This is a genomic window from Methylobacterium adhaesivum, from assembly GCF_022179065.1.
GTDB classification, from domain to species: domain Bacteria; phylum Pseudomonadota; class Alphaproteobacteria; order Rhizobiales; family Beijerinckiaceae; genus Methylobacterium; species Methylobacterium adhaesivum.
In genome coordinates, this window is sequence record NZ_BPQD01000002.1 from 222,332 (window position 1) to 237,254 (window position 14,923).

15 protein-coding genes are annotated in these 14,923 nt (G+C 66.9%); 10 read left to right on the top strand and 5 right to left on the bottom strand.

Features of this window, described 5'->3' with window-relative positions; all coding sequences use genetic code 11:
* Positions 1-108: 108 nt before the first annotated feature.
* The 4 genes from MFF01_RS03550 (at position 109) to MFF01_RS03565 (ending at position 4,453) form a co-directional block, all read left to right on the top strand.
* Positions 109-894: a glutathione S-transferase family protein gene (locus tag MFF01_RS03550; protein WP_238222074.1), complete on the top strand. Its 786-nt coding sequence runs from the start codon at positions 109-111 to the stop codon at positions 892-894.
* Between the two features lie 225 nt (positions 895-1,119).
* Positions 1,120-1,527, top strand: coding sequence for an ATP-dependent Clp protease adapter ClpS (clpS, locus tag MFF01_RS03555; protein WP_238222148.1), 408 nt, complete (start codon positions 1,120-1,122; stop codon positions 1,525-1,527).
* Positions 1,528-1,551: 24 nt separating this feature from the next.
* Complete coding sequence (gene clpA, locus MFF01_RS03560) at positions 1,552-4,011, top strand: ATP-dependent Clp protease ATP-binding subunit ClpA (RefSeq protein WP_238222076.1); 2,460 nt, start codon at positions 1,552-1,554, stop codon at positions 4,009-4,011.
* Between the two features lie 184 nt (positions 4,012-4,195).
* On the top strand, positions 4,196-4,453 hold the full coding sequence (locus MFF01_RS03565; RefSeq protein ID WP_238222078.1) for a hypothetical protein: 258 nt from the start codon (positions 4,196-4,198) through the stop codon (positions 4,451-4,453).
* 34 nt (positions 4,454-4,487) lie between these two features.
* Here the strand turns inward: MFF01_RS03565 and egtD are convergent, their stop codons facing one another.
* Together egtD and egtB are read right to left on the bottom strand one after the other, a co-directional pair.
* Positions 4,488-5,462, bottom strand: a complete 975-nt coding sequence (gene egtD / locus MFF01_RS03570) for an L-histidine N(alpha)-methyltransferase (RefSeq protein WP_373319617.1) — start codon at positions 5,460-5,462, stop codon at positions 4,488-4,490.
* Between the two features lie 24 nt (positions 5,463-5,486).
* Positions 5,487-6,758 (bottom strand): ergothioneine biosynthesis protein EgtB, encoded by a 1,272-nt coding sequence (egtB, locus tag MFF01_RS03575; protein ID WP_238222080.1) that lies wholly within the window; start codon positions 6,756-6,758, stop codon positions 5,487-5,489.
* Positions 6,759-6,944: 186 nt separating this feature from the next.
* Between egtB and murI the strand changes: the two genes are divergently transcribed.
* Positions 6,945-7,820: a glutamate racemase gene (gene murI, locus MFF01_RS03580; protein WP_238222081.1), complete on the top strand. Its 876-nt coding sequence runs from the start codon at positions 6,945-6,947 to the stop codon at positions 7,818-7,820.
* A gap of 240 nt (positions 7,821-8,060) precedes the next feature.
* Positions 8,061-8,678, top strand: a complete 618-nt coding sequence (gene rpsD / locus MFF01_RS03585; RefSeq protein ID WP_056086744.1) for a 30S ribosomal protein S4 — start codon at positions 8,061-8,063, stop codon at positions 8,676-8,678.
* Between the two features lie 97 nt (positions 8,679-8,775).
* Here the strand turns inward: rpsD and MFF01_RS03590 are convergent, their stop codons facing one another.
* Together MFF01_RS03590 and MFF01_RS22010 are read right to left on the bottom strand one after the other, a co-directional pair.
* On the bottom strand, positions 8,776-9,027 hold the full coding sequence (locus MFF01_RS03590) for a hypothetical protein (protein ID WP_238222083.1): 252 nt from the start codon (positions 9,025-9,027) through the stop codon (positions 8,776-8,778).
* Between the two features lie 178 nt (positions 9,028-9,205).
* Positions 9,206-9,955 (bottom strand): cold-shock protein, encoded by a 750-nt coding sequence (locus MFF01_RS22010; RefSeq protein ID WP_283207152.1) that lies wholly within the window; start codon positions 9,953-9,955, stop codon positions 9,206-9,208.
* 387 nt (positions 9,956-10,342) lie between these two features.
* Here MFF01_RS22010 and MFF01_RS03605 point away from each other — a divergent pair, with 387 nt between their 5' ends.
* From MFF01_RS03605 to msrA, 4 genes are all read left to right on the top strand, one after another.
* On the top strand, positions 10,343-10,813 hold the full coding sequence (locus MFF01_RS03605; protein WP_238222085.1) for a response regulator: 471 nt from the start codon (positions 10,343-10,345) through the stop codon (positions 10,811-10,813).
* 144 nt (positions 10,814-10,957) lie between these two features.
* Positions 10,958-12,070, top strand: a complete 1,113-nt coding sequence (locus tag MFF01_RS03610; protein WP_238222086.1) for a Ppx/GppA phosphatase family protein — start codon at positions 10,958-10,960, stop codon at positions 12,068-12,070.
* Positions 12,067-12,774 (top strand): RlmE family RNA methyltransferase, encoded by a 708-nt coding sequence (locus tag MFF01_RS03615; RefSeq protein ID WP_238222087.1) that lies wholly within the window; start codon positions 12,067-12,069, stop codon positions 12,772-12,774. The genes MFF01_RS03610 and MFF01_RS03615 overlap by 4 nt, the downstream gene beginning before the upstream one ends.
* 192 nt (positions 12,775-12,966) lie before the next feature.
* Positions 12,967-13,476, top strand: coding sequence for a peptide-methionine (S)-S-oxide reductase MsrA (gene msrA / locus MFF01_RS03620; RefSeq protein ID WP_238222089.1), 510 nt, complete (start codon positions 12,967-12,969; stop codon positions 13,474-13,476).
* A 126-nt stretch (positions 13,477-13,602) separates the two neighbouring features.
* Here the strand turns inward: msrA and MFF01_RS03625 are convergent, their stop codons facing one another.
* Positions 13,603-14,868: a Zn-dependent hydrolase gene (locus MFF01_RS03625; RefSeq protein ID WP_238222091.1), complete on the bottom strand. Its 1,266-nt coding sequence runs from the start codon at positions 14,866-14,868 to the stop codon at positions 13,603-13,605.
* Between the last annotated feature and the right edge of the window lie 55 nt (positions 14,869-14,923).

Below are 14,923 nucleotides of genomic sequence, written 5' to 3' on the forward strand. Positions count from 1 at the left end.
ACGCCGAGGCCTTCCGGCGTCAGGAGAGCAACCGGCATTCCGGCACGATCCGGCTCGATATCTGACCGTCTGCGTTTTCGCGAAGAACCACGTTCCGCGAAGGTTTCCATGCTGCTCTATGACCACCCGCTCTCGTCCTATGCGCAGAAGGTCAAGATCGCCCTGCGCGAGAAGGGCGTGCCGTTCGTCGCCGAACTACCGGAGGGCTTCGGGACCGGCCAAGGCGACGGGCCATTCGCGGCCGCCAATCCGCGCACCGAGGTGCCGGTTCTGATCGACGGCGATGCGACGATCTTCGATTCGACGGTGATCCTCGAATACATCGAGGAGCGTTGGCCGGAGCCGCCGCTTCTACCGCACGATCCCGCGGCCCGCGCCTTTGCCCGCATGACGGAAGATGTCTGCGACACCCAGTACGAAGCCGTGAACTGGGGGTTTGGCGAAATGCTCTGGTTCCACCGGGCGACGGGCGACCTCGCCCGGCACCTGAGGGAACAGGCCGCCGCCCAGACCCGCCTGCTGCAGGACTGGCTCGCCCGGCGCCTCGGCACGGAGGACTGGTTCGGCGGCACGGGTTTCGGCTGGGCCGACACCGCCGTCGCTCCGATGGTCAACCGTTCGGTGCATTACGGGCTCGGCCCCGAACCGGGGACGGCACTGGCGAGATGGCACGCGCGGGTGAGCCGGCGGCCTTCGGTGGCGGCCACCTTCGCGGAGTTCGACGCCGCCGCGGCGCAAATGGCCGCGGCGGCGGATCTCTACACCACCGGCGGGCGGCGGCGGGAGTACCGCGACCACCGCCTGGAATGGATGATCCGATCGGGCGGAATCGACGTGGTCCGCGACGGCCTGCGCGACGACACCATCCGCTTTTCCTGGCCGGGATCCGCCTGACCGGGGCTACGCGGAAGCGCCCGAGGACATCGGCGGGCGCCGACATCGTCCCGCCGGCCGGCCCGCGATCCGCCCCGGACGGACAAGTGCGCGCAGCCGACTGGCGAAGTCGTCCGGGGGGCTATAGATTGCTTCTGCGGCCGGTACGGCGCGCGGGACGCACCGTTCCGTGCGCCGTTCCCGCCGGCTCATGGGGTCGATGCGATTCAGATGTCCGACGTCCTGATGAAGGGCACCGCCACGCCGTCTTTCGAGCTGGACGCCCGGGACAGTGTGCCACGGCCGCCCGTCCACGCAGCCGCGAATCCCGGAGGCCCGGCCGACGGCGACGACGGCCGATCCGGCACGGCGATCATCACCCGGACCAAGCCCAAGACCAAACGTCCGAGCCTGTACCGCGTTCTGCTTCTCAATGACGATTATACCCCGATGGAATTCGTGGTTCACGTCGTCGAGAAGTTTTTCAACAAGTCGCAGGAAGACGCCTACCAGATCATGATGCACGTTCATCAGAACGGTGTCGGGGAATGCGGAATATTTACCTATGAAGTCGCCGAGACCAAGGTGACGCAGGTGATGGACTTCGCACGCAAACACCAACATCCTCTCCAGTGCGTTATGGAAAAGAAATAGGCACCCCCACACAGAGGCCACGCTTTGCCCAGCTTCTCTCGCAGCCTAGAACAAGCTCTCCACCGCGCCCTGGCGCTCGCCGGCGAGCGGCGGCACGAATACGCGACGCTGGAGCATCTTCTCCTCGCCCTGGTGGACGATCAGGACGCCGCGGCGGTCATGCGGGCGTGCAACGTCGAGGTCGACACCCTCAAGCGCAGCCTCGTCGAGTACGTCGACACCGAACTCGCCAACCTCATCGGTGATGGGCGGCAGGATGCCAAGCCCACGGCCGGCTTCCAGCGGGTCATCCAGCGCGCGGTGATCCACGTGCAATCGTCCGGTCGCGAAGAAGTGACGGGGGCCAACGTGCTGGTGGCGATCTTCGCCGAGCGCGAGAGTCACGCCGCCTATTTCCTGCAGGAGCAGGACATGACCCGTTACGACGCGGTCAACTACATCAGCCACGGCATCGCCAAGCGGCCCGGCGCGTCGGAGCCGAAACCCGTACGCGGCGCGGAGGAGGAATCGGCCGCCGAGCGTCCGAGCGGCGATGGCGACGAGGCTCGCCCGAAGAAGAAGGGCGACGCCCTCGAGGCGTACTGCATCAACCTGAACAAGAAGGCCCGCGACGGCCGGATCGATCCGCTCATCGGCCGCGAGACCGAGGTACAGCGCACGATCCAGATCCTGTGCCGCCGCCAGAAGAACAATCCCTTGCTGGTGGGCGACCCGGGCGTCGGTAAAACAGCCATCGCTGAGGGGTTGGCGCGCAAGATCATCGAGAAGCAGGTGCCGGAAGTCCTCGTCGACGCCACGGTGTTCTCCCTGGACATGGGTACGCTGCTCGCCGGAACCCGCTATCGCGGCGACTTCGAGGAGCGCCTGAAGCAGGTGATGAAGGAGATCGAGGCCCACCCGAACGCGGTGCTGTTCATCGACGAGATCCATACGGTCATCGGCGCCGGGGCCACGTCGGGCGGGGCCATGGACGCCTCGAACCTGCTCAAGCCGGCGCTGGCCAACGGTTCGCTCCGTTGCATCGGCTCGACCACCTACAAGGAGTACCGCCAGTACTTCGAGAAGGATCGGGCTCTCGTGCGTCGGTTCCAGAAGATCGACGTCAACGAGCCCTCGATTCCGGATGCCATCGAGATCGTAAAGGGGCTCAAGCCCTACTTCGAGGAGTTCCACAAGCTCAAGTACACCACCGAGGCCGTGAAGGCCGCGGTCGAGCTGTCGGCGCGCTACATCAACGACCGCAAGTTGCCCGACAAGGCCATCGACGTCATCGACGAAACCGGTGCGTCGCAGATGCTGGTGCCGGAGGCGCGTCGCAAGCGCACCATTGGTGTCAAGGAGATCGAGGCCACCATCGCCACGATGGCACGCATCCCGCCGAAAACCGTGTCCAAGGACGACGCGCTGGTCCTCAAGAACCTCACCGACAACCTGAAGCGGGTGGTCTACGGCCAGCCCAACGCCATCGAGGCCCTGACCTCGGCGATCAAGCTCGCCCGCGCCGGCCTGCGCGATCCCGACAAGCCCATCGGCTCTTACCTGTTCGCCGGTCCCACCGGCGTCGGCAAGACCGAGGCGGCCAAGCAGCTCGCCGCGTCGTTGGGCGTCGAGATGCTCCGCTTCGACATGTCGGAGTATATGGAGCGTCACACGGTGAGCCGCCTCATCGGCGCCCCCCCCGGCTATGTCGGGTTCGACCAGGGCGGCTTGCTGACCGACGGCATCGACCAGCATCCGCACTGCGTGCTCCTGCTCGACGAGATCGAGAAGGCGCATCCGGACCTGTTCAACATCCTGTTGCAGGTGATGGACCACGGCAAGCTCACCGACCACAACGGCAAGCAGGTCGATTTCCGCAACGTGATCATCATCATGACCACGAATGCGGGCGCGTCTGACCTGGCGAAGTCCGCCTACGGCTTCACCCAGTCCAAGCGCAGCGGCGACGACGTGGAAGCGATCAACAAGCTGTTCGCACCGGAATTCCGCAACCGGCTCGATGCGATCATCTCGTTCGGACATCTGCCGAAGGACGTGGTGGCCAAGGTGGTGGACAAGTTCGTCCTCCAACTCGAGGCCCAGCTCGCCGACCGCAACGTCACCATCGAACTGTCCGACGAGGCGCGCGAGTGGCTGGTGGAGCACGGCTACGACGACGCCATGGGCGCACGCCCCATGGCGCGTCTGATCCAGTCCACCATCAAGACGCCACTTGCCGACGAGGTGTTGTTCGGGCGCCTCAAGGAGGGGGGTGCCGTCCGGGTGATCGTGAAGCAGCCCGAGGCGGGTGAGAAGCAGGCGCTCGGCTTCGAATTTCCGGCCGGCCCCGTCACGCCGAAGCCGGAGAAGGACGTCACCAACGCGGTGAAGAAGCACAAGCGCACCCGCGCCAAGGTCTCCCCCCGCAAGAAGGATGGCGGGTCGGGCAACGGTGGATCGGGCGGGGTCCGGACCGTACCGAAGGTGCCGTTGGTCAAGGCGTGAGCCGACGTCGTAAATGGTCGGGATCGGTTCATCGAACCGATCCCAGCCGGACAGGTGGCCACGTATTCACGCGCTACGGTCGACATTCGGGCTTGCGATGGTTAGCAAGCGCCCCTTGGAACATCGGCTGACCGGAGGAGCGCATGGAGCGCGTTCGGTTGCGCCATCATGAGGGGGCATCGGGATGACAGAGCTGCATGAGGGTCCCCTCACGCCTGTTCAACCGCAAACCATGCCCGGACCGAGCCGCCGCGACGCGCGGCGCATTCGCCGCCGCCGCCGGCATCGGGGTGAGGAGATCCTCGGCTGGATCCTCGTTCCCCTGATGGTGGTGGGTCTCTACTGGGGCATCACCGCCGGCTTCGAGGCCCTGGGCACGTCGCCGGGCCTCGTCTGGGATCAGCTCATGCAGGTCAAGGCGATGATGGAAAAGCGCAGCTGATCCATCATCGCGGCCCCCGAGGCAGCGTGCCGCCTCAGGTTCGGCTCAAGGCATGGACAGAGAACAGGTTCTCAGGATCGGTCCAAACGGCGCGGGGTGTCCAGCCGGCGGCCGTGGCCAAGGCGCGGAAACCTTCAAGGGTGTATTTGTAGCTGTTTTCCGTGTGAATGGTTTCGCCCTCCGCGAAGGCGAAGACATGGTCGCCGAAGCGGATCGACTGCGCCCGGCTGCTCACCAGATGCATCTCGATGCGGGACGCCTCTGGATTGAAGAAAGCCCGATGACAGAAGCCCTCGACATCGAGGGTCGCACCGAGTTCGCGGGTCATCCGAACCAACAGGTTGCGATTGAACGCCGCCGTCACCCCGGCCGCATCGTCGTAGGCGGCATCGAGAACGGCCTTGTCCTTCACCAGATCCACGCCGACGATGAGCGTAGCGCCACGCCCCAGCACACGGCCGAAATGCGCCAGGAGCTGCGTCGCCTGGGGCGGTTCGAAGTTGCCGATGGTCGAGCCGGGGAAGAAGCCCGCGACGGCCTTCCGCGCCAGGCCGTCCGGCAACGTGAAGGCGCGAGTGAAGTCCGCCGCCACGGGCGCGATGGTGAGGTTCGGGAAATCGGTGGCCAAAGCCTGTGCTTCGCTGCGCAGGAACGTCTCGGATACGTCGACGGGAACGTAGGCCCCGAGATCGGATAGGTGCATGAGAAGCCGCCGCACCTTCACGGTTGAGCCGCTGCCGAACTCGACGAGGTCCGCCCGCTCCGGGATCAGGGCGGCGATCTCGGCGCCCTTGGCCTCGAGAATCCCGAGCTCCGTGCGCGTGGGATAATATTCGGGCTGGCGCGTGATGGCCTCGAACAGGTCCGAGCCTGCCGCATCGTAGAAGTATTTCGCCGAGAGAAACTTCTGCGGCGCCGACAGGCCGGCGATGACGTCCTCCTCGAACTGCCGGCGGGCATCCGGCGCCGCCAGGGGTTTCGCGTTCGTGAAGACGGGATTGATGGTCAACGCGGCACTCTCCGGAACATCGAATCAGGCGTGGGTGTCGGACAGGCGCAGGCCGGTGAACTGCCAACGCTGGTGTGGGTAGAAGAAGTTCCTGTAGCCGGTGCGGGCATGTCCCGTTGGCGTCGCCACTGAGGAGCCGCGCAGAACGAACTGGTTCGACATGAACTTGCCGTTGTACTCGCCGAGCGCTCCGTCGACGGGGCGGTAGCCCGGATAGGCCGTGTAGGCACTGCGGGTCCATTGCCAGACGAGGCCGAACGCGTCGGCAAGTTGTCCATCGCAGGCCGCCACTTCCCACTCGAACTCCGTCGGCAGGTCGCGACCGGCCCAGCGTGCGTAGGCATCGGCCTCGTAGTAGCTCACATGCGTCACCGGCAGGGACGGATCGATGGGTCGGATGCCGGCGAGCGTCATACTCGCCCAGCCGTGCTCCTCCTGCCGCCAGTATCCCGGTGCTTCCCAACCTTCGGCCTGAACCGCGAGCCAGCCATCGGACAACCAGAGTTCGGGCCGGCTGTAGCCGCCATCGGCCATGAAGGTGAGCCAATCGGCGTTGGTGACGAGGCCGCGATCGATGGCACCCCCCTGAATCAGGACATCGTGTCGTGGGGATTCGTTGTCGAACGAGAACCCCTCGCCCGCATGCCCGATCTGCGTGATGCCCCGGGCGAGCGCGACGGCCCCGGAGGCGGCCTGTGGCGCCGGGAAGCGCCAAGCCTCGTCATAGGCCGGTCCGAGGGGGTTTTGCGCGAAGGCGTGCAGGATGTCGGTGATCAACAACTCCTGATGCTGCTGCTCGTGATACAGCCCGATCTCGAGAATCGGCAGGAGCGTCTCGAGGGACGCGGCCGAGGCCTCGGCCAGGAGCGCGTCCACGGCGCGGTCGACATGGGCGCGATAAGCCGCCACCTCGGCGGTCGTCGGCCGGGTGATGAGGCCGCGCAGGATCCGCGGCTGACGGGGGCCGGCGGCGACGTAATACGAATTGAACAGGTAGTGCAGGCGCTCGTCGTAGAGGGCGTAGCCCGGCAGATGGGCGCGCAGGAGGAACTGCTCGAAGAACCAGGTGGTGTGGGCGCGGTGCCACTTGGTCGGGCTCGCATCCGCCATGGACTGGACCTGCTGGTCCTCCGGCGACAGCGGGGCGGCGCGCCGTTCGGTCTCGTCGCGAACATGGTGGAACGCCGTGATCCAGGCGGCGCGATCGATGGGCCGCGCCGTCAGGGCGGGTGGCGGAAAAGCCTGCCGCTCTGTTGTCTCGTCACAGGTCTCGCGAAACGCTGCCGTCGCTGCCATGGCGGCCACTCCTAATTCAACAGACACAGGAAATAAGGCCGCGCCGCCATTCGGCAACGGAGCGGGAGCTGGGCCGTTCGCCGCGGGCACGGAACCGTCGCCTTTTTCCGGCCATGGTGACATTCCCTTTACCCTTGCCGTCGGACACTTCGCTTTCAAAGCGCGACAGTCGGACCGGGTTACGGGATGCGGATCGATCTCATGGCAGGTGCGACCACGGGTGCCGTGGCCCGAAGCGTGGCGCCGACGCCCACGATCCTCGTGTTCGATTCCGGGCTCGGCGGCCTCACGGTGCTTGAGCAGGTCCGTCGTGCGCGGCCCGACGCGGCCTTTGTCTATGCCGCCGACGACGCCGCCTTCCCGTATGGCCGCCTGACGGAATCGGTGCTCATCGCGCGCGTCCTCACGGTGATGGAGCGCCTTATCGCGCTCCACGCACCCGACCTCGTGGTGGTGGCCTGCAACACCGCCTCGACCCTCGTCCTGCCGGCCCTGCGCCAACGCTTCGTCACCCCCTTTGTCGGTGTGGTGCCGCCGATCAAGCCGGCCGCTGCGGCGACGCGCTCGCAGGTCATCACCCTGCTGGCGACCCCCGGCACGGTGGCGCGGGCCTACACCCACGAACTCATCGAGGCCTACGCCGGAGCCTGTGAGGTCACCCTCGTGGGCGCCCCGAACCTCGCGGGCTTCGCCGAGGCGGAGCTTGCCGGTGCGCCCAGCGACGATGCGGCCCTCGCTGCCGAGATCGCGCCCTGCTTCGTCACGCGGCCGGATGGGCGGCGCACCGACGTGGTCTGCCTGTCCTGCACGCATTATCCCCTGCTCCTCGCCCGGTTTCAGGCCCTGGCGCCGTGGCCCGTCACATGGATCGACCCGGCGCCCGCCATCGCGCGACGGGTGATCCAGCTCCTCGGACCGACGGATCGCGATGCCAGCGACGCACCACCCGTGCTCGGGGCCTTCACCGGCGGCGCCGGCCTGACGGATCCATTGCGGCTCTCCCTTGCGGTGCGCGGCATCGGGACCGTCGCGGTGGAGCCCATGCCCCTCGGGCTGCAATAGGGACTCGAGCGTCGGGATCGATGGCAGCCCACGCTCGCGAGCCGGCTCGGCATTGACGGCGACACCGATCTGCTCTACCGAACCGCCTGCAACGGGGCTCCGATGAGGGGCCCCGCTGCATTTTCAAGCGCACCCGTGAGTCGGCTTCGGCCGCTCTGTCGTTCCGGGGCAGGCCATCGGGCCGGTCCGGAAAGAGGAGGGCGCGTTCCTCGATAGATCTCCATTGCGAGAGGAACCGCGATGTCAAAACGCATTCAGGCGAAGCACAAGCTCGATCGCCGCATGGGCCAGAACATCTGGGGCCGCCCGAAGAGCCCCGTGAATCGCCGCGAGTACGGCCCCGGCCAGCACGGTCAGCGCCGCAAGGGCAAGATGTCCGACTTCGGCACGCAGCTGCGCGCCAAGCAGAAGCTCAAGGGCTACTACGCCAACATCACCGAGAAGCAGTTCCGCCGTTACTACGCCGAGGCCATCCGCCTGCGTGGCGATTCGGGCGAGAACCTGATCGGCCTGCTCGAGCGTCGCCTCGACGCCGTGGTCTACCGCGCCAAGTTCGTGCCGACCCCGTTCGCCGCGCGCCAGTTCGTCAACCACGGTCACGTCAAGGTCAACGGCCAGCGGGTGAACATCGCCAGCTACCTCGTGAAGACCGGCGACGTCATTGAGGTCAAGGATTCCTCGAAGCAGCTCGAGATCGTCGTGGTGGCCTCGCAGCTCGCAGAGCGCGACGTGCCGGACTACATCGAGGTGGATCACGCCAAGATGACGGCCCGCGTCACCCGCATCCCCAACCTCGGCGAGGTCCCCTACCCCGTCCAGATGGAACCGAACCTCGTCATCGAGTTCTATTCGCGCTGATCCCTACCGGATCACGGCCGAATACGAGAAGGGCCGCCCCTCGGGGCGGCCCTTTTTCGTTGCTTCCACGCCAGGGAAGATCGAACCGACCGTGCCGTCAGCGTGACACGGCCCCGGACCGATCGCGCAGGTTTCGCGTCCGCAGGACTTCGGAGGCTTGTCGAGCGCTTGGAGGCATCTCGACCAGACCTGCAGCATCGGGGGCGAGAAGGTCGGGCATGCGCACCCGGTCGGCGGTGGAAGACGCGTAGCCCGCATTCACCCCAGCATAGGCGCCGGTGAAATCCTCGGGCCAAGCCGGCACGGCCAGGGTCGCGAACCACATCAGGGTCAGCGGAACGATCCGCATGGTGTTCTCCGTAGCTCTATCCTCGCGCCCCTTCTGAAGCACCCACCGCACCGCTCGATGGCCGGGCCTTCCAGTGAAGGAGATCTTGGAGGGTTGAACGCAAAACGGCGGCCCCGGGGGGCCGCCGTTCACGCAAACTGATCCTGGAACCGTGGCCGAAGCGCGGCCGGGGTCCGAATCAATCGTCGACGTTGATGCTCTGAGCCTCACGGCCCTTCTGGCCCTCGACGACGCCGAGGACGACCTGCTGGCCTTCGGCCAGGGACTCGAGGCCGGCGCGCGACAGGGCCGAACGGTGCACGAACACGTCCTTGCCGCCGTCATTGACGGAGACGAAGCCGAAGCCCTTGGCCGGGTCGTACCACTTCACCGTGCCGCTCATCTCGGTGGACGGGCCGCTGGCGAAGCGTCCGCCGCCACGGTCGTTGCCGCCGAAGCGATCGCCACCACCGAAGCCACCACGGTCGCCGCCGAAGCGGTCACCGCCGAAACCGCCGGAGCGGGGCGGACGGGCATCGCGCATGGGAGCGGCTTCAGCCGTGGAGGTGTCCACGCTGGTGACGTCCGTCACCTGCGGGCCCTTCTGCCCCTGGGCCGTGTGAACCGTCAGGCGAGTACCGGGGAGGAGGTCGGCATGGCCAGCGGCTTCGACGGCGCGGATATGGAGGAAGGCATCGCCCGAGCCATCAGCCAGCTCGACGAAACCGAAGCCCTTCTCCTTGTTGAACCACTTGACCGTCGCATCGCGCTCCGGTCCCGAGGGGGCTGCCGCCGCACGCGACGGGCCACGGTCGAAACCGCCGCCACCGCCGAAACCGCCGCCGTAGCCACCGCCGCTCGGCGGAGCTTGATCGGGCCAACGCGGCTCGGCTCCACCCTCATCGAAGCCGCGCTTCTGCGGCCCCCTGAAATCACGACCACGTCCCATAGAAAGCTCGCAAAAACCGTCCGCCGACCATCATTTAAGAATACCGCGTGCGCGCCATCCCAGACAGCCCACGCTCCGCACTATCATTACCCCCGGCAGCGGTGACCAAGAATAACGCCATAGTCCTGACTGAAATGCGGCGCGCTCGCAAGGTGCATTTGTTAAGCAGCGTGGGGGTTCCCTCACTTTTGTGCGGCAAAATGCGTACCCAGCCCTACGCCACCGCGAAAGAGATTAGCAACGTTTTAGGGGCTTGGGCCCGGTTTGCGCAAAATTCCCGCCCTGAACTCCCTCTCCGGTCAGGACTTTAGGAAAGCGGAAAGGTCGTTGCCCCCAGATTCCGCCAGACCGTTCCCGGACGAGCGGTCGGAGTCGAATGCCGCCATCATGATCGCCACACCGACTTTCCCGGACCTCTCCGCCCTGGTGGTGGACGAGAGCTTGTATATCCGTCGCATCGTGCGGGACATGCTCATGCGCGTGGGCATCAAGCGCGTGCTCGAGGCGCCCGATGGGGCTGAAGCCCTCGGCGCCCTCGCTGAAAGCAAGCCGGACCTTACCATCATCGATTGGGACCTGGCGATCCTCTCGGGCGAAGAGTTCATCCGCCTTGCGCGCACGCCGAGCACCTCGCCGTCCCCGACGGTGCCGATCATTCTCATGCTCGGACAGCCGCGTCGCAACGTCGTCGACCGCGCGATTTCGCTCGGGGTCAACGAAGTCATCGCCAAGCCGTTCTCACCCAAGACCCTGTGGTCGCGCCTCGACGAGGTCATCAACCGGCCACGTCCGTTCTCGCAGGTGAAGAGCCTGCTCCGGCCGGTCCCGCGCGTCGCCCCGGCGGGCAGCAGCAACTGATCGGCGCGATCTCAGGAACACAGGCGGCGATCCGCCCAAGCAATTCAGGGCTTTGCAGTTTGCCTGCGACCCCTGTAGCTTGGTCGGTGAATGATGATCCGGCTCTCCGCCTGGGATCACGCGTTGAGGAATTCGGCACAGCCGATGCGGGAAGAGAGCGCCGCGACCATGCCGGCCCGCCCTGCGGCCGGGCCGATCACACCGGCGGCGGCGAACCCCGGGGGCACGCCGCGGTCGGAAGCGCCGGGCGCGACCCATCGGCCGCCGCGCCGCAATGCTTACGCCGCTCTCGATCTCGGCACCAACAATTGCCGCCTGCTCATCGCTGAGCCGGCGTCCCACGGCTTTCGCGTCATCGATGCCTTTTCGCGCATCGTGCGCCTGGGCGAAGGCCTTGGAAACGCCGACCGCTTGAGCGAAACGGCCATCGAACGTACCATCGAGGCCTTGCGGGTGTGCCGCGCCAAGATGCAGGCCCGCGGCGTCGTTCGCGCCAAGATCATTGCCACAGAGGCCTGCCGCCTCGCCGTCAACGGCGCGGCGTTCGTCGACCGGGTGCGCGACGAGGTCGGCCTGGACCTCGAGATCGTCGACCGGCAGACCGAGGCCTATCTCGCCGTGACCGGTTGCGCGGCGCTCGCCGATCCTTACGCCGAATCGGTGGTGATCTTCGACATCGGCGGCGGCTCCACGGAGATCGCGTGGCTCGACGGGGCGGCGACCAACCCGTCGACAGACCCGACCCTGCGCATCCGCGCCTGGGATTCCCTGCCCGTCGGCGTGGTCACGCTGGCCGAGCGCCATGGCGGGGCCGACGTGACCCGCCTGACCTTCGAAGGCATGGTGGAGGAAGTGGCCGACATGCTGTCCCGCTTCGCCATCCGGGCAGCCCCGGCGGCGAATGCCCGTCACTTCCACCTGCTCGGCACTTCCGGCACGGTGACCACACTCGCCGCCATGCACCTGCGCCTCGCCCGGTACGAGCGGCGCCGGGTCGATGGCCTCTGGATGAGCGACGGCGAGGTCGGCGGCGCCATCGACGATCTCCTCGACACCCGCCTCGACCAGCGCGCCGACAATCCGTGCATCGGCCGCGACCGGGCCGATCTCGTGCTCGCGGGCTGCGCCATCCTCGAGGCGATCCGCCGCGCGTTTCCGTCCGACCGGCTGCGCATCGCCGATCGCGGCCTGCGCGAAGGTCTTCTGATGAACATGATGCGTGAGGACGGCGTCTGGCGCCGTGGGGGTTACCGGTGAGCGACAGGCGTGGTGCCGGCGCAGGGTTGCGCGGCGAACTCAAGCAGCGGGTGAAGACCGGACGCGGTCGCACGGCCTCGCAGAAACGCTGGCTCGAGCGCCAGCTCAACGATCCCTACGTGGCCCGGGCCAAGCGCGAGGGCTACCGCTCGCGGGCCGCCTTCAAGCTCATCGAGATCGACGAGCGGTTCAAGCTCCTGAAGCCCGGCCAGCGCATCGTCGATCTCGGGGCCGCCCCGGGTGGCTGGTCGCAGGTGGCGGCCAAGATCGTGGGCGGCTCCGGCCGCATCGTCGGCATCGATCTCCTCGAGATCGAGCCCATGACCGGCGTCGAGTTCATCACCCTCGACTTCCTCGATCCAAAGGCGCCGGAGATCCTGACCGACCTCCTCGGGGGTCCGGCCGACCTCGTCCTCTCCGACATGGCCGCCAACACCACCGGCCACAAGCAAACCGACCATCTGCGCATCATCGGCCTAGCCGAGACGGCGGCGGAATTTGCCCGCGAGATCCTGGCCCCCGGTGGGTCCTACCTCGCCAAGGTGTTCCAGGGCGGAACCGAGGGCACGCTCCTGGCCGACCTCAAGCGTGACTTCGCCGCCGTTCGGCATGTGAAGCCGAATGCAAGTCGGGCGGATTCGAGCGAGCTCTACGTTCTGGCGACGGGTTACCGCGGCGAACGATCCGCGACGGAGGCGGACTAAAAGCTGTTGTCCGGCTTTCGAGAACAGACGATGCGAGAGCAAAGGCACCAGAGCATCGACCTCCCATCCTAACCCATCACTCCCGGTGCGTCCTTCAACGCCGCCATGTGCGCGGTTTGGGCGCTGGAAACCGTGGCCCGGTTCCCCATGTGAAGGGCAACGGACTTTCGTTGCCCCGCTGGGAGGATGCGCATGACGACCGAACGTGCAGTGCTGGCCGGAGGCTGCTTCTGGGGAATGCAGGATCTCATCCGTAAGCGGCCGGGCGTCGTTGCGACGCGGGTTGGCTATTCCGGCGGCGAGGTGCCGAACGCGACCTATCGCAACCATGGACGCCATGCCGAGGCGATCGAGATCCTGTTCGATCCGGCGGTCCTGAGCTACCGGACGCTCTTGGAGTTCTTCTTTCAGATCCATGATCCAACGACGCCCGATCGACAGGGGAACGATCGCGGCCCCGGCTACCGATCCGCGATCTTCTACGAGAACGCGACACAGAAGGCCGTGGCCGAGGACACCATCGCGGACGTCGATGCCTCGGGCCTGTGGCCGGGCAAGGTCGTGACCGAGGTGTCTCCCGTCGGCGATTTCTGGGAGGCCGAACCGGAGCACCAGGATTACCTGGAACGCGTTCCGCACGGCTACACCTGCCACTACGTCCGGCCGAACTGGACGCTGCCACGCCGTTCCGACGCCGCTTGAGCCGTTCCGGAATCGGACTAGACCGGTTGGCGCGGGTGAACCGGATGCCCCCTGCCCCCGCCCGTATTCCGGGCGGTGGTGGCTCAGTCGGAGGAGCGCGAGTTCAGCCCCATTTCACCGTGCCGTTCACCCCTGCAGCGTCGCTCTGGGCGCATTGGCAAGTGAGAGCAGAGTCTGGAGCAACAGATCGGCACCGGCCGTGCAGTCGGCCGACGTTGCTGATTCCGCCTCGTTGTGGCTGATCCCGTCCTTGCACGGCACGAAGATCATCGCCGTCGGCACCCTGAGGGCGAGGTTGCAGGCATCGTGCGAGGCGCCCGAGACCATGCGGCGGTGGGGCAGCCCAAGGGCCTCCGCCCCTCGCTCCACGAGGGCGACAATGCCGGGATCAAACGGCACCGGCTCCTGACGCCAGACGAGTTCGAGGGTGATGGCGAGGCTGCGCCGGGCGGCGATCTCGGTCAGGGTGGTGCGCAACTCTCCCTCGATGGCATCGAGGGTGGCGGCGCGGGGATCGCGGATATCGAGGGTGAACCGGACCCGGCCGGGGATGACGTTGCGCGATGGCGCGCCGATCACCGCCTCGCCGAGGGTTCCCACGGCGCTCGGGCCGTGGGCATGGGCAATGCGCTCGACCGCGAGCGCCACCTCGGCGAGGCCGAGGAGCGCATCGCGCCGGCGCGGCATCGGGGTGGTGCCGGCGTGGCTCTCGAACCCGGTGATCGTGCCATCGAACCAGAGAATTCCCTGGCCGCCCTCGACCACGCCGATGGTCTTCTCCTCCGCTTCGAGGATCGGCCCCTGCTCGATATGCAACTCGACGAAGGCCCCGATTGCGCGCGCCCCCGTCGGTTCGGTGGCGACAATGTCGAGACGTCCAAGGGCCTCGGCCACGCTCACGCCGTCCGCGTCCGTGCGGGACAGGATGTCGGCCGTGGCGAAAGTGCCGACATGGGCGGCCGATGCCATGGTGGCGGGGGCGTAACGAGAGCCTTCCTCGTTGGTCCAATTGACAAGGAGGATCGGCGCCTCCGTCTCGAGTCCGGCCTCGTTGAGGGTGCGCACCACCTCCAGGCCCGCGAGGGTGCCTAAAATTCCGTCGAAGCGCCCGCCTGTCGGCTGGGTGTCGAGGTGGGAGCCCGTGGCGATGGGGAGCCGGGTCATGTCGCGGCCGGGCCGTAGGGCGAACTGGGTGCCGAGTTCGTCCGTGCCGACGATGAGCCCCGCCGCCTCGCAAGCTGCGCGGAACCAGTCGCGGACCCGTCCATCCTCGGGCGACAGGGTCAGGCGGTTGATACCGCCGGCCGGTGTCGCGCCGAACTCTGCCGTCTCCATGAGGGTGGACCACAGGCGCGCGCCGTCGACCCGCAGATTGTGCCGTGCCGTGCCCATGAGGGCTCCCTTTCAAGAAATGAAGGCACCGGCCCTCTCTCCTGAACAGGAGGAA

Excerpts from the sequence above, each read along its gene's own strand:
- MFF01_RS03550 (WP_238222074.1), top strand. The coding sequence starts at position 109 with ATGCTGCTCTATGACCACCCGCTCTCGTCCTATGCGCAGAAGGTCAAG.
- clpS (WP_238222148.1), top strand. The coding sequence starts at position 1,120 with ATGAAGGGCACCGCCACGCCGTCTTTCGAGCTGGACGCCCGGGACAGT.
- MFF01_RS03565 (WP_238222078.1), top strand. The coding sequence starts at position 4,196 with ATGACAGAGCTGCATGAGGGTCCCCTCACGCCTGTTCAACCGCAAACC.
- egtB (WP_238222080.1), bottom strand. The coding sequence starts at position 6,758 with ATGGCAGCGACGGCAGCGTTTCGCGAGACCTGTGACGAGACAACAGAG.
- murI (WP_238222081.1), top strand. The coding sequence starts at position 6,945 with ATGCGGATCGATCTCATGGCAGGTGCGACCACGGGTGCCGTGGCCCGA.
- rpsD (WP_056086744.1), top strand. The coding sequence starts at position 8,061 with ATGTCAAAACGCATTCAGGCGAAGCACAAGCTCGATCGCCGCATGGGC.
- MFF01_RS03590 (WP_238222083.1), bottom strand. The coding sequence starts at position 9,027 with ATGCGGATCGTTCCGCTGACCCTGATGTGGTTCGCGACCCTGGCCGTG.
- MFF01_RS22010 (WP_283207152.1), bottom strand. The coding sequence starts at position 9,955 with ATGGGACGTGGTCGTGATTTCAGGGGGCCGCAGAAGCGCGGCTTCGAT.
- MFF01_RS03605 (WP_238222085.1), top strand. The coding sequence starts at position 10,343 with ATGATCGCCACACCGACTTTCCCGGACCTCTCCGCCCTGGTGGTGGAC.
- MFF01_RS03610 (WP_238222086.1), top strand. The coding sequence starts at position 10,958 with ATGCGGGAAGAGAGCGCCGCGACCATGCCGGCCCGCCCTGCGGCCGGG.
- msrA (WP_238222089.1), top strand. The coding sequence starts at position 12,967 with ATGACGACCGAACGTGCAGTGCTGGCCGGAGGCTGCTTCTGGGGAATG.
- MFF01_RS03625 (WP_238222091.1), bottom strand. The coding sequence starts at position 14,868 with ATGGGCACGGCACGGCACAATCTGCGGGTCGACGGCGCGCGCCTGTGG.